General features: G+C 69.3%; 13 protein-coding genes. 5 read left to right on the plus strand and 8 right to left on the minus strand.

What is annotated here, in order from left to right; genetic code table 11:
* Position 1: 1 nt before the first annotated feature.
* The 3 genes from ACFYYR_RS29120 to ACFYYR_RS29130 all read right to left on the minus strand — a co-directional run bounded on the left by ACFYYR_RS29120 (position 2) and on the right by ACFYYR_RS29130 (position 3,628).
* The gene (locus tag ACFYYR_RS29120; protein ID WP_388860171.1) at positions 2-2,119 is read right to left on the minus strand and encodes an NHLP family bacteriocin export ABC transporter peptidase/permease/ATPase subunit; all 2,118 of its coding nucleotides are present in this window, start codon (positions 2,117-2,119) and stop codon (positions 2-4) included.
* 245 nt (positions 2,120-2,364) lie between these two features.
* The gene (locus ACFYYR_RS29125; protein WP_388859982.1) at positions 2,365-3,171 is read right to left on the minus strand and encodes an HlyD family efflux transporter periplasmic adaptor subunit; all 807 of its coding nucleotides are present in this window, start codon (positions 3,169-3,171) and stop codon (positions 2,365-2,367) included.
* Positions 3,172-3,418: 247 nt separating this feature from the next.
* Entirely contained in the window at positions 3,419-3,628 is a 210-nt protein-coding gene (locus ACFYYR_RS29130; protein ID WP_388859985.1) for a type A2 lantipeptide, read from the minus strand.
* A gap of 1,192 nt (positions 3,629-4,820) precedes the next feature.
* Between ACFYYR_RS29130 and ACFYYR_RS29135 the strand changes: the two genes are divergently transcribed.
* Positions 4,821-5,966, plus strand: coding sequence for an abortive infection protein (locus ACFYYR_RS29135; RefSeq protein ID WP_388859988.1), 1,146 nt, complete (start codon positions 4,821-4,823; stop codon positions 5,964-5,966).
* A gap of 98 nt (positions 5,967-6,064) precedes the next feature.
* On the opposite strand, the gene ACFYYR_RS29140 is transcribed toward ACFYYR_RS29135, so the two are convergent.
* From ACFYYR_RS29140 to ACFYYR_RS29160, 5 genes are all read right to left on the minus strand, one after another.
* Positions 6,065-6,877 carry a MerR family transcriptional regulator gene (locus ACFYYR_RS29140; protein WP_388859991.1) on the minus strand — a complete coding sequence of 271 codons (813 nt, stop codon included), beginning with the start codon at positions 6,875-6,877 and terminating at the stop codon, positions 6,065-6,067.
* A 69-nt stretch (positions 6,878-6,946) separates the two neighbouring features.
* Entirely contained in the window at positions 6,947-7,465 is a 519-nt protein-coding gene (locus ACFYYR_RS29145) for a VOC family protein (RefSeq protein WP_388859994.1), read from the minus strand.
* A 17-nt stretch (positions 7,466-7,482) separates the two neighbouring features.
* Positions 7,483-7,650, minus strand: coding sequence for a hypothetical protein (locus tag ACFYYR_RS29150; RefSeq protein WP_388859997.1), 168 nt, complete (start codon positions 7,648-7,650; stop codon positions 7,483-7,485).
* A gap of 9 nt (positions 7,651-7,659) precedes the next feature.
* Positions 7,660-7,866: a DUF397 domain-containing protein gene (locus ACFYYR_RS29155; RefSeq protein ID WP_388860000.1), complete on the minus strand. Its 207-nt coding sequence runs from the start codon at positions 7,864-7,866 to the stop codon at positions 7,660-7,662.
* Positions 7,863-8,699 (minus strand): helix-turn-helix domain-containing protein, encoded by an 837-nt coding sequence (locus ACFYYR_RS29160; protein WP_388860003.1) that lies wholly within the window; start codon positions 8,697-8,699, stop codon positions 7,863-7,865. The genes ACFYYR_RS29155 and ACFYYR_RS29160 overlap by 4 nt, the downstream gene beginning before the upstream one ends.
* A gap of 303 nt (positions 8,700-9,002) precedes the next feature.
* On the opposite strand from ACFYYR_RS29160, the gene ACFYYR_RS29165 reads away from it, so the two are divergent.
* From ACFYYR_RS29165 to ACFYYR_RS29180, 4 genes are all read left to right on the plus strand, one after another.
* Positions 9,003-10,370 (plus strand): PIN-like domain-containing protein, encoded by a 1,368-nt coding sequence (locus ACFYYR_RS29165; RefSeq protein ID WP_388860006.1) that lies wholly within the window; start codon positions 9,003-9,005, stop codon positions 10,368-10,370.
* A 246-nt stretch (positions 10,371-10,616) separates the two neighbouring features.
* Positions 10,617-11,150 (plus strand): PadR family transcriptional regulator, encoded by a 534-nt coding sequence (locus ACFYYR_RS29170; protein WP_388860173.1) that lies wholly within the window; start codon positions 10,617-10,619, stop codon positions 11,148-11,150.
* 100 nt (positions 11,151-11,250) lie between these two features.
* A complete protein-coding gene (locus tag ACFYYR_RS29175; RefSeq protein WP_388860009.1) occupies positions 11,251-11,679 on the plus strand; it encodes a PPOX class F420-dependent oxidoreductase in 429 nt (142 codons plus the stop codon).
* 521 nt (positions 11,680-12,200) lie between these two features.
* Positions 12,201-12,623, plus strand: a complete 423-nt coding sequence (locus ACFYYR_RS29180) for a DUF2000 domain-containing protein (protein WP_388860012.1) — start codon at positions 12,201-12,203, stop codon at positions 12,621-12,623.
* The last annotated feature ends 180 nt before the right edge of the window (positions 12,624-12,803 follow it).

The following is a 12,803-nucleotide window of genomic DNA, read 5'->3' on the forward strand; positions in this document are numbered from 1 at the left end:
GTCAATGCTCCTTGACCAGCTCGGCGTACGGTCCCCCGGCGAGGACGAGGTCCTCGTGCCGGCCGCGCTCGACGATGACGCCGCGGTCCAGCACGACGATCTCGTCGCTGTCGCGCACGGTGCTCAGCCGGTGGGCGATGACGACACAGGCGCAGCCCCGCCGTCGGAGGTTGTCGATGATGACCTGTTCGGTCTCGGCGTCCAGGGCGCTGGTGACCTCGTCGAGGACGAGGATGCTGGGCCGCCGGACCAGGGCCCGGGCGATCTCCAGGCGCTGCCGCTGGCCGCCGGAGAAGTTCCGGCCGTCCTGCTCCACCCGGCTCCGCAGACCGCCGGGCCGCCGGGCGATCACCTCGTGCAGCGCCGCGTCCTTGAGGGCGGCGGTGACGGCCTCGTCCGGGATGGACGGGTCCCACAGGGCCACGTTGTCGCGGACGGTGCCCTCGAAGAGGAAGACGTCCTGGTCGACGAAGGACACCGAGGCGGACAGCGCGCTGCGGGAGAGGTCCTCCAGCCGCTGCCCGTCGATGCGGATGGCCCCTTCCCACGGGCTGTAGAGGCCCGATATCAGCCGGGAGACGGTGGACTTGCCGCTGCCGGAGCCGCCGACGAGCGCGACCTGCTGACCCGGGCCGACCGACAGCGAGAAGTCGGTGAGCAGCGGCTTGTCCAGCGGGCTGTAGCCGAAGGTGACGTTCTCCAGCGTCACATGGCCCTTGAGGCGGCGGGTGCTGGCCTCCGGCTCGCGCCGCGTGTACAGCGAGTCCACCGGGAAGTTCTCGACGTCCTTGAGGCGGGCGACGTCGGCGGCGAAGTCCTGGATGCGGCCGGCCACGCCGTTCAGCCGGGTGATCGGGGCGGTGAAGCTGGTCACCAGCGCCTGGAACGCGACGAGCAGACCGATGGAGATGTGCCCCTCCACCGCCCGCAGCCCGCCGATCAGCAGGATCATCGCGCTGTTGAGCGTGGCGAGGGTGGGGGCGACGACGGCCAGGACGGCGCTGGGCACCCCGAGCCGCTGCTGGATGTCCAGGGTGGTGGCGTGCTGGCCGGCCCAGCGGCGGAAGTAGCCGTTCTCGCCGCCGGTGGCCTTCATCGTCTCGATGAGCTGGAGGCCGCTGTAGGAGGTGTTGGTGAGCCGGGCGCTGTCCGCGCGCAGCTTCTGGGTGCCGGTGGCCCGGATGCGGATCACCACCCGCATCGCCACCACGTTGAGCAGGGCGATCAGGATGCCGATGACGGTCAGCTGCGGGTCGTAGGCCCAGAGCAGGAACGCGTACATGACCACGACCACGGCGTCCACCCCGGCGGCGGCGAGGTCGCGCGCCAGGGTCTCGGCGACGGTGTCGTTGGACTGGAGGCGCTGGACGAGGTCGGCCGGGTTGCGCTGGGAGAAGAAGGTGACCGGCAGTCTCAGCAGGTGGCGCAGGAACCGGGCACTGCTCAGCGTGGACGAGATGATGCGCCCGCGCAGCAGGTTCGCCTGCTGGAGCCCGGTGAGGACGGCGGTGAGGACCACGGCCGACCCCATCGACGCGAAGAGCACGCCGAGCAGCGACGTCTGGTGGCCGAAGAGGAACAGGTCGATGTACGTCCGGCTGAGCGCGGGGACCGCCGCGCCGACGACGACCAGCAGGAAGCTGGCGATCACCGCGGCCAGCATGGTGCCCGAGGTGCCGCGCAGCCGGGCGGGCATGGCGCCCATGATGCCCGGTTTGCGGCCGCCGCGGCGGAAGTCGTCGCCGGGCTCGAAGGTGAGCACGACGCCGGTGAAGCTGGAGTCGAACTCCTCCATGGGGACGAACCGGCGGCCCTTGCCGGGGTCGTTGATGTGCACGCCGCGGCGGCCGAGGCGCCGCCCCATGCCGTCGTAGACGACGTAGTGGTTGAACTCCCAGAAGAGGATGGCCGGACCGCGCACCTCGGCGAGCGCGGCGGGCTCCATCTGCATGCCCTTGGCCTGGAGGCCGTAGGAGCGGGCCGCCTTGAGCACGTTGCTGGCCCGGGAGCCGTCGCGGGACACGCCGCAGGCGATCCGCAGTTCCTCCAGCGGGACGTGGCGGCCGAAGTGGCCGAGCACCATGGCGAGGGACGCGGCGCCGCACTCCACGGCCTCCATCTGCAGCACGGTGGGGCTGCGGACGGTCTTCTGCCGGGTGCCCTTGGGCACGGGGGCGGGCCGCTTCGGGCGGCGGCGGCCGCCGCTCGGGCCGGACCGGCGCCGGCCGCGGTCGGGCTGCGGGGCCGCGGACGGGGCGTCCTGCGCGGTGCCGGACGCGTTCCGGGGCGCGGCGCTCGAGGCGTCCTGGGGCGCGGTGCCGGAGGTGTTCCGGGACGCGGTGCGGGAGGTGTCGTGGGGCGTGGTCACGGCAGCAGCCAATCGACGGGGCGCTGCTCGTCGAGGTGCACGGCTCCGCTGACCATGGTGGTGGATTCGATCGGGTACGGCGGTCCCTGTTTCGACGACCAGGCGTATCCGGACTTCGTGCCGGCGGACCGTTCGAGCCGGACCTTGACGGCCACCGGGTGGCCCTTGGCGGCGAACTGCGCGCCGAGCTGGCTGTCCCCGAGGAAGCCGCTGATCTGCCGCCGGGTCTGCGGCACCCGCCCGACGGCGAGGACCCGGCCGCGCAGCACGCCGAACCGCTGTGTGGGAACGGACTGCACGGTGAGGTCCACCTTCGCTCCGACCGGGACCGTGGAGGCGTTGCTGCCCTGGACGTACAACATGGCGACCAGGGGGTCCCTGGCGTCGGAGACCCGCTCCACGGTCGCGACGTCGGTTCCGGTGGTCACCACGGATCCGATCTTGGACACCAGGGAGGTCACCCGGCCCGGGGCCACGGCGCGGACCGCCCGGGTGCCCTGCTGGGTGCGGACGCCGAGCACCGGGGCCCCCGCCCGCAGGGTCTGTCCCTCTTTGGCGAGGACGGCGGTGACCTGCCCGGTCACCGGGCTCTGGAGGACGTAACTGCCCTCCGCGTGGGTGAGGATGCCGGGTGCGCTCAGCTTCGAGGACACGGTGCCGGTCACGGCCCAGAAGCCGGCCACGGCCATGACGACGATGGTGACGGCCAGCACGAGCCGCCCCTGGGGCCGCGCGAAACGCACGGGCACATCGAGCTCTTCAGGCGATTGCAGCTTGGAAAGCGCCTTTTGCCGGAACTGCACGGGACTATTCCTTCAACTGCATTCGTCTCGATCAGGCACAACGGTGCATGACCGTAACACAGCAACCGGCGGACGGATCCGCCCTCGATTACTGCTCATGACAAACTGCGCATGACACACCGGGTGCGGCCGGAGACATCCGTGAACCCCGGAACAGAAGTTCCGGGGTTCACGACGGCCTCAGGGATTCAAGAGACCCCCGGGGCCGGAAGTCGCCCTCGGCTGTGCAGCCTGGTGGCGATCAGCCTCAGAGACCGGCGAGACCGGTGACCGGGGCGGTGTTGACACCGGTGACCTCGCTGGCCAGACCGGTCACACCGGCGACCGTCGGCAGAGCGGAGTCAACGGTGCCAACGGTGTCGGCGACGACCGGGCCGAGCACGCCACCGGAGATGGTGTCCAGGTCGGCGTCGGCAATCTCGCGGGTCTCGACCTGGGGGGTGAAGTCGTTACGCATGACCTGCGTTCCCTTCGTTTGCTTTGGGGTGTTTGAAAAAGATCCGACCGGTTCGGCGACAATCGATCCGGACGGTTCAACGGTCGTCTTTGATACCCGAACCCGGGAACCATTTACTCAACTTCCGCGTCTCGCAAGATGAAATCACGGCGACCGGCGCACCTGCCAGCCGAACAGGGCCTGTTTTGGTGAACGTTGCACGGCCTTAACGTCCTGACGTGCAGCTTTGACCACTGGATGGTGACGAGTCCTTCACATGGTTCACCGTTCAACCCTCCGCGAGGCACCTTTCCGGCGCACGGCACCGGACATATCAACGCGTAACTGCGGTACACCGGGCGCCCCATGAGGGCGTATGGGATTCGCGTGCGCCTTCTGCGAACGAGATGTGCAGGTTCCTCAACCGCGGTTTTGTGAACGACACGTGACGGTGCACTTGGTTCAACGCGGCCAACGCGCACGACTCCCGTATGAATCGGGCCGATTCCCGACTTCCGGCGATGCCGCCACCTCTAACCCCCGGAAGCAATGGGAGCACGTTTTCCGCAATCTGGGGACCAGTTCGACGAAAAGGTCCGGACGGCAGAGAAATCGTACGTAGGCGAAGAACCCGGCCACCATCCCACCCGACACCGGAGACGGAATCGGGAAGGAAACGGGACGGAATCGGTCACCAACTCGATGCGAACCGGTACGGGTTGTCGCCGAGCGAACCAGGACGCCTGTAATCCGCCTCGCTCACTCAATATCACCCCATGCCGGAGTCATCGGCAACACGGGGCACACCGGCGCACCCGCACTCAAAAGGGAAATCAAACGGACACCCTGCGCTCTTCCACACCGGACATCCCGGTATACAGCCGGACAACAGCCGACCCTTGCCGTTGTGTATTTCCCGTCACTGGACCGCCGGATCGCCGTCATGTCCGCCCGGGGCGCGGCGAGCGTGCCGACGGGCGCTCGCCATCCGGGCGACCGGCGCGGGGCCGGCGTGGGTCGGCACGGGGGCGGCGCGGGGTCGGCGCGGGGTCGGCGGACCGACCATGCCGTGCGGAGCTCCACCGCACGCCCCCCGGCCCCGGCCACCCGGCCTCGCCGGTCGCCGAAAGTGGGGCGGGCCACCGACTTCCGTCGGCGGGGCCGAGCCCGTCGGCCGATGCCGCCCCGGCAACTCCCCGCCCAGGCTGGCCCCATGACCTCAGCACCGATCCCCCGCCGCACCCTGCTCGCGGGCACCGCGGCCCTGGCCGCCGCCGGCGCCACCGCCTGCGCCGCCGACCCCGCGCGTGCCCGTCCGGCGCCCTCCGGCACGACGGCGTCGCCCGGGACCGCCTCCTCACTCACCCACCAAGGACTCGGCCACAAAGGACTCGCCTACAAGGGGGTCAACTTCGACACGGACCGCGACGTCTGGCGAACCGAGTACGTCCGCCGGGAGATCGCGGCCATCCGCGAGCAGCTGCACTGCAACGCGGTCCTGCTGCTCGGGCACGACCTCGACCGGCTGACGGAGGCCGCCTCGATCGCGGCCGCGCACGGGCTGTTCGTCTGGTTCGAGCCCCGGCAGTTCGACCGCGACGCGGAGGAGACCCTCGCCTTCCTCGGCAAGGTGGCACGCGCCGCCGAGCGGCTGCGCACCCGCCACCCGGACGTCGGCATCTCCATCGGCACGGAGCTGACCATCTTCATGTCCGGCCTGGTACCGGGCAAGGACTACCTGGAGCGCGGCCGGGCGCTGCACCGTCCCGAGTCGGCCGGATACCAGCAGCGGCTGAACACCTTCCTGGACCGGGCCGTGCGGACCGTACGGACACTGTTCCGGGGCCGCGTCACCTACGCCTCCGGGGAGTGGGAGAAGGTCGACTGGCACGGCTTCGATGTCGTGGGGCGCAATCTGTACCGGACCGCGGACAACCGGGCCGGCTACACCGACCAGGTGCGCGCCCTGCACCGGCACCGCAAGCCCGTCGTCATCACCGAGTTCGGCTGCTGCACCTTCACAGGAGCCAGGGAGCAGGGCGGCATGGGCTACTCCGTGGAGGACTGGGAGCGGCAGCCTCCGGTGGTGAAGGACGGCTACGTGCGGGACGAGCGGGAACAGGCGGACGAGATCGGCGCGCTGCTGAACCTCTACGCGGCCGAGCGGGTGCACGGCGCGTTCGTCTACAACTTCATCGCCCCCGACTCGCCCCACTCACCCCAGCGCCGCCACGACCTGGACATCGCCAGCTTCGCCCTGGTCAAGACCTTCCCCACCGGAACGCGGCGCGGCTACGCGGAGACCGGGCAGTGGGAGCCGAAGCAGTCCTTCCACGCGGTGGCCCGACGGTTCCGGTGACCTGCTGTGCCGGACACGCGGCGCCGACGCGTGGGGGAAGAGGAAACCACCACCGTCCGGCCCTCTCACCTGGGCGAGGGTGGCGTCGGTACCAGGTTTCAGCGCCAGGCAGCGGCGCCCGGGTCGATGCCGTGGGCCTGTGCGTTGGCGTCGATGACGCGGCTGAGCCAAGCAGCGAGTCCGGGGTGCACACGGTCGTAGTAGGCGGTGAACTCGGCATCCTCCCGGTACATGCGCCCGAGGCAGACCTGCATCTCGTGGGTCAGGTGGAAGTAGGCATCGAAGGCTTCCCGGTGGCGTTCGGCGAGCCGGTTGGCTTCGGCGCTGCCGGGGACGATGCCATCCTGCATCGCTACGGCGAGGTCGCTCTCGAGCGCCGCGTTCGCCTGGGCGATGGCCTTCCAGTCGTCGGGTCCCCGGGTGGCGGCGCGTTCGGCGTACTCGGCCCATTGCGGGGTGTCCCCCCAGCGTTCCCGGGCACGGAGGACCCCTTCGGGTTCCCAGTCGGGGCCGAAAATGGCGGCCTGTTGCTCAACTGTCAGAAGGATGCCCTGCTCGTGCGCCCGGATCATCCGGTCCAGGCCCTCGACCATGTCGTTGAGGCGTGCGATGCGCTCCTGGACCTGGTGGCGCTGTGAACGCAGCGCCACGGTCGGGTCCACCGCCTGGGCCTGGAGCAGTTCCCGAATGGTGTCGAGCGGGAGACCGAGCTCGCGGTACACGACCGCACGCTGGAGACGCGCGATATCCGTGGCGGTGTAGAGGCGGTATCCGCCGTGCGTGCGCAGTGAGGGGGAGGCCAGGCCGGTCTCGTCCCAGTGGTGCAGGGTGCGCACGGTGACACCCAGCCGCGCCGCCGCCCGACCAACGGTCAACCCGGAGGTCTCGGCGGCGTCCGCGGGCAGGCTCATACCTCACATTCTCCCATCAGCTTCTCCCATCGGCTTCTCCACATCGGCTTCTCCCATCGGCTTCTCCCATCAGCGATCGTCAGAATTCGGAGGCGTGATGCCGACCGCTGCCAGATTGCGGGCTTCCTGGCTCTCGGGATCGAAGGGCTTGGCGGCGGTGAAGATCACCCGCGCGTTCTCCGGTGTGACCACCTCGACGTCAACGGTGTTCCAAGGGGTGTGCCTCGGCCCTTCGGTGCAACCCGGCTGCAGCGCCTCGCAGGCCTCGATGATCCGGTCGATCTCGCTGAGGACGCACGAGAAGCTCACGCTCGCTGCCGGCGTTGACGTCATCTTGCCGGTCGCGGGCACCAGGAGCGCGTCCTGGAATGCCCACCGGCGCAGGTGGGTGATCTGTTCGGGGATGGTGAACAGATCGATGAACCCGAATCCGTTGACCCAGAAGTCCACTGACGCTGCCAGGTCCGGTGTCGGGATCGTGACGAACATCGGCATCGCGTAGATGCCCCGGAACGGCTCCGGCGGAACCGCATCCACCGCAGCGTCAGGGACAGGGCTGATCTCGAAGGCGTTGTAGTAGTCGCTCATGACCGAAGCCTGAAGCCTCACGTAACGTGAGGGTCAAGTCGCAGCGGCAGCGGCAGCGGCAGCGGCAGCGGCAGCGGCAGCGGCAGCGGCAGCGGCAGCGGCAGCGGCAGCGGCAGCGGCAGCGGCAGCGCGAACGACGGCGCCCCGGCCGCCGGTTCCCACCGGCCGCCGGGGCGACACGTCACCACCAAGCCTCAGCCCCGCGCGACGAACTCCACGAACGCCGCCCACTCACCCGCGGTGAAAGACAACATCGGCCCGGACCTGTCCTTCGAATCCCGCACATGCACAGCACCCGGCCGGGCAGCCACCTCCACGCACTGACCACCCTCGCCACTGCTGTGGCTGCTCTTGAACCAGACGAGCCCGTGCATGGTTCCGATGGCCTCTTCCATGGTCATCCATCTCCCAGCAACTTCTCGACGAAGGCCAGCGACTCACGTGGCGTGAGGGCCTGAGCCCGGATGATTCCATACTGCGCTTCCAGTTCCCGTACCTTCTCGCGCTCTGTTTGAAGACGGCTGACGTTCTGGACTTCCACGTAAGCGACGCTCCGTTGCGCTGTGGTCTCGATCAGGGTGAACGGGCCTGCCAGTCCGGCGTGCTCCTCCCGACTCGTCGGCATCACCTGAATCTCGACGTTGCGCTTGAGACCGATCTCCACGAGTTGCGCCAACTGCTCCCGGAGGACGGCTGCACCTCCCACGGGACGTCGCAACGCCACCTCTTCGATGACGAAACTCATCAACGGTGCGGGACGCCGGTCCATGACCTCCTGTCGCGCCAGCCGCGCCGTCACCCGCTGCTCGATCGTCTCCTCGTCCAGCAACGGCCTCCGCATCGAGAACACCGCCCGGGCGTACTCGTCCGTCTGCAACAGCCCGTTCACGATGTGGGTGTCGTAGACGTGCAGCTCCACCGCCTCCGCCTCCAGCCGCGCTGCGTCGCGGAAGAAGGCCGGGTACCGCGTCCGGGCCACCTCTTCCTTCATCGCCGCCAGGACCCCGCCTGCCGCCAGCACCTCGTCCGCCGTGTCGATGAGGAAGGGCTTGGGGATTCTCCGGCCCTGCTCGACCGCCGAGACCTGATCCTCGCCGTACCCCAGGCGGGCACCCAGTTCGGCCTGTGTCAGCCCCGCCTGCTCCCGGAAGAGTTTCAACTGCCTGCCGAAGCATCGGAGAAAGGCTCCCGAGCCGTCTCCGTCCGGTTGCTCCGGTCGCCCTGTACCGGCCAACGTCGCACCTCCGTCGTACCCGTGTCGTCGGACCACGCCCCCGCCCTCCTGAACCAAGGCCCCCTGCGCAGCCCCCTCGATGACCGGATCCGACGGCCACCTCAAGGACCAACGAACGTCCCCGGCACGGACACGGCCGACAGCCCCGACAGAGTCCCCACCACCCAGTACGAGGCGCACTCACTGCCTCGCGCGCCCCTGCCCGCTTCCACATGTCCCTGCGGTGGCCGTTCCCCCACTGCGATACTCCCGTTCTCCGCCCCGTTTTCTGTCAAGGGGCCGCATTCAGGGGGAAATTGATTCATGGCGCAGGCACTCGAGGAGACAGGTGGGCCGGGTGGGCACGAACGCGGGATCTTCGACTGCGAGGAGGCCCATCACAGCCCGCAGGAGTCCGACTACCAGCGGATCTTCCAGTCGGGCCTCGTGGTTCTCGACACCAACGTGCTGCTCAACCTCTACCGGTCGAATCAGCGCACCCGCGAGGACACCCTGGCCGCCCTGAGTAAGCTCCGCGACCGGCTCTGGATTCCGCATCAGGTGCTCACCGAGTTCTGGCGCAACCGGGAGTTGCGCGCGGTGCGGCACCATCACGGCACGAAGGCCAAGGAGGCCTGCGCCGCGCTGACCAAGGTGGGCCGCTCCACCGAGGACGCCCTCGACCGGTGGGTGACCGCGGTCCACCTGAAGAACGACACCGAGGTCACCCAGCGCATCGACGAGGCACTGGAGACCCTGAGCGAGACCGTTCGCGAGCTCACCGAACTCATCCAGGCGCAAGCCGAGAAGGACGCGCTCACCGGGACCGCGGCAACCCACACCGACCCGGTGCTCACCCGGCTCGAACCCTTGCTGCGAGGCCGCATCGGCGAGCCCCTGTCACCGGGGGAACACGACAAGGCCGTACAGGAGGCACAGGAGCGGGCCGACGAGGAGATCCCGCCCGGTTACGAGGACTTCCGGAGCAAGCCACCGGAGCAGGCCGCCGGCGACTACCTGCTCTGGGTGCAGCTCCTCCAGGAGGCATCGCGCCGCGACTGCGACGTCCTCCTGGTCACGGGGGACGTCAAGAAGGACTGGTGGATCTCCCAGGAGGGCGACCTGCCGGCCCGCCCCCGCACGGAACTCGTGGTGGAACTGCGGGAGCACGCCGGAGCGCAGCTCTTCATGCTCACCCCCGGACAGCTGCTGTCCTGGGCGGAGAAGCTGCTCGACGTGCAGGTGGACGAGAGCTCGGTCAGCGACCTGGAGCAGTTGCGCGGCACCGAAACGGCAGCGGAGTCCTCGACGGGGGGCTGGACCATCGAGCCCCTCATGCGCTTCATGGGCGAGCTGTTGCAGCGCTACCCCGCACAGGCCAAGGTCGTGACTGCGGCGGCCGTCAACGGAGGGTTCGTGGACCGCTCCACGGTCTACGACCTGGCCGGGTACCCGGACGACCGGACCCTCAAGGGCTTCACCCGGCCGATCAGCACGGTGTCCCGGGAGCTTGAGGACGAAGGCGTGCTGACCGGCGAGGAGCCGTTCCTGCTGCACACCATCTACGGCATGCCGACGGAGCCGTCCTGGGCCTCGGGATTCCGCATCCCGAGCGACGTGGTGGCTCTCCTCCAGGGGAATACGGACGAGCCCCGGACACCGGGCGGCAGCGAGCCCCCGTCCGGGGACTGACGACCCCGCGGCCGAGATCCGGGGCCGCGGGGCTGCCCCTCGCCCGCGCCCCCTCTCGGCCACGTCCCCGCTCGGCAGGCTCACCAGGGCAGCGGCACCGTACTCAACCCCCGGCGCTGAAGTCCGGAGACCGCGGCAGAACGCCAAATCCGGAGCGTCGAAGCCCGTTCACAGCGGCTGCCCGAGCCGCCAACAGTCGAATCGACATATGGCGGTTCGACGCTCTACGCTGTCGCCATGTCCGGCATGTTGGATCTCGCCGTCCTGGGCTTCCTTCACGAAGAGCCCCTGCACGGCTATGAGTTGCGCACCCGTATCGCCCGGCTGACCGGGCACGCCCGCGTCATCAGCCACGGCACCCTCTACCCGGCCATCAAGCGCATGGAGCGGGCCGGACTGCTCCGGCGCGAGTCGCAGCCGGGTGCGGCTGCCGCGCCGCGCCACATGCTGAGCCTCACCGACGACGGCGAACGGGCACTGCAGGACGCGTTGCGCGAGCCCGACGAGCCGTTCATCACCGACGAGAACCGCTGGTTCACCCTGCTCGCGTTCCTCCGCCATCTGCCGGACCCCGTCGCGCAGGCGGACGTCCTGAGCCGTCGGCTCGCGTTCCTGGAGGAGCCGAGCAGCTTCTTCTACGAGGGTGACCGGCCACTGCGCGCCGAGGACGTCGACGACCCGTTCCGCCGCGGGGTGCTCACCATCGCCCGGGCGACCTCCCGGGCGGAACGGGCCTGGCTGGCGGACACACTGACCGGGCTCCGGGCGCAGCAGAGCTGAGACCGGGGCCCGCACCCGCACCCGCACCCGCACCGACAGCGACAGCGACAGCGACAGCGACAGCGACAGCGACACAACGAGGAGTGGCACCGTGCAGCCCATGACCGACACCGAGTGGCGGGCGTTCGTCCTCACCGGAACCCGCACCGGGAAGCTGGCGACGAACCGCAAGGACGGCCGCCCCCATGTGACCCCGGTGTGGTTCCTCCTCGACGACTCGGACGACCCGACCCGTGTCGTCTTCTCCACCTGGCACCAGTCGATGAAGTACACCGCCCTCCGCCGGGAGCCGCGCTTCTCGCTCTGCGTGGACGACCAGGAAGCGCCGTACAGCTACGTCATGCTGGAGTGCACCGCCGAGTTCACCGACGACCCGGACGACATGCGCACCTGGGCCACCCGCATCGGCGGCCGCTACATGGGCCAGGAGAACGCCACCGCATACGGCGAACGCAACTCCGTACCCGGCGAATGGCTGGTGCGCGCCCGCATCGACCGGGTCATCGCCTTCCACGGCATCGCGGACTGACCGGAGCGAACGACACCGCACGCACGGAGGCCTCCGGAGATGCGGGGCCGGGAGCCGGGGACGGACGAAGGGATGCGGCCGACACCGCCCGCGCGGTTGAGCCACAACTCACGGACTCATCAAGGGCATTGAAGATGCGCAGCGGAAGGCACCCACCACCCCTTCCGGGCGTTCCGGATGAGTTGCGCCCATGGGGAAGGGCCATGTCTCAGATACTGGGCGTGCGTTGACGCACTCCCTCACGCCGACTTCCATGATCACTACACGGACACCGCACCAGACCGCGCCGTGAGGGGAAATGCTGGGCCAGGTCGTGTTCTTCACATGCCGTTCCGATGTGGGCCGAAGCGCCCCACACGCGCAACGCCCCGGGGCCGACACCCGAAACGGGCGACGCGCCATCACGACCTGAGGCGTACGGGGAACGCCTTCGGCCGGCTTCCCGGGCCGGCGAGGCGCCAAGACCGGGTGCGGGCTCCACCGCAGGCAACGCTTCACCGAACCCGAGAGCAAGGAACGCCATGCATCGTGATGTCACCACCAGCAAGTGCGTGATCGTCGTCAACAGCGCACTGCCGACCGGTCTGATCCTGAACGCTGCCTCGGTCACCTCCCTCACGCTGGGACAGCAGGTGCCCGAACTGATCGGCACGGATGTCAAGGACGCCGATGGCGGTGTGCACCTGGGCATCACCTTCATTCCGGTACCGATTCTCCAGTCCACCGCCGAGGACCTCTCGCGAATCCACCGTGAGGCAGGGTCCGATCCGGACGTCGTGGTCGTGGGCTTCAGTGACCTGGCCCAGTCCTCCCGCACCTACGAGGAATACGGCGAGCGCATGGCCACCACGCCCGCGCAGGAACTCACGTATGCCGCCGTGGGAATCTTCGGCCCGAAGAAGCTGGTCAACCGCCTGACCGGCAGCCTGCCCCTGATGCGCTGACCTCCCGTACCGGCGCCCTGCTCGCCACCTCCCCCAAAGGAGCCGGCACGCCCCGGTCCGCGGTCCCGAAAACGAGGGACCCTCCTTCGCTCGTCTCAGCGATGTGCGGCCTGCCGCCGGCTGGAAAGTTGGGTCCGGCCCGGCCGGAGAGGCCTCACGGGCACGGATGTTCCGCACCGA

Source organism: Streptomyces sp. NPDC001922 (assembly GCF_042891165.1).
In the GTDB taxonomy this organism is placed as follows: Bacteria; Actinomycetota; Actinomycetes; order Streptomycetales; family Streptomycetaceae; genus Streptomyces.

What these genes read in the sequence shown, in the direction of transcription:
- ACFYYR_RS29175 (WP_388860009.1), top strand. Translation starts at nt 11,251, where the DNA reads ATGACCGACACCGAGTGGCGGGCGTTCGTCCTCACCGGAACCCGCACC.
- ACFYYR_RS29180 (WP_388860012.1), top strand. Translation starts at nt 12,201, where the DNA reads ATGCATCGTGATGTCACCACCAGCAAGTGCGTGATCGTCGTCAACAGC.
- ACFYYR_RS29165 (WP_388860006.1), top strand. Translation starts at nt 9,003, where the DNA reads ATGGCGCAGGCACTCGAGGAGACAGGTGGGCCGGGTGGGCACGAACGC.
- ACFYYR_RS29135 (WP_388859988.1), top strand. Translation starts at nt 4,821, where the DNA reads ATGACCTCAGCACCGATCCCCCGCCGCACCCTGCTCGCGGGCACCGCG.
- ACFYYR_RS29120 (WP_388860171.1), bottom strand. Translation starts at nt 2,119, where the DNA reads ATGGAGGCCGTGGAGTGCGGCGCCGCGTCCCTCGCCATGGTGCTCGGC.
- ACFYYR_RS29155 (WP_388860000.1), bottom strand. Translation starts at nt 7,866, where the DNA reads ATGACCATGGAAGAGGCCATCGGAACCATGCACGGGCTCGTCTGGTTC.
- ACFYYR_RS29130 (WP_388859985.1), bottom strand. Translation starts at nt 3,628, where the DNA reads ATGCGTAACGACTTCACCCCCCAGGTCGAGACCCGCGAGATTGCCGAC.
- ACFYYR_RS29170 (WP_388860173.1), top strand. Translation starts at nt 10,617, where the DNA reads ATGTTGGATCTCGCCGTCCTGGGCTTCCTTCACGAAGAGCCCCTGCAC.
- ACFYYR_RS29140 (WP_388859991.1), bottom strand. Translation starts at nt 6,877, where the DNA reads ATGAGCCTGCCCGCGGACGCCGCCGAGACCTCCGGGTTGACCGTTGGT.
- ACFYYR_RS29145 (WP_388859994.1), bottom strand. Translation starts at nt 7,465, where the DNA reads ATGAGCGACTACTACAACGCCTTCGAGATCAGCCCTGTCCCTGACGCT.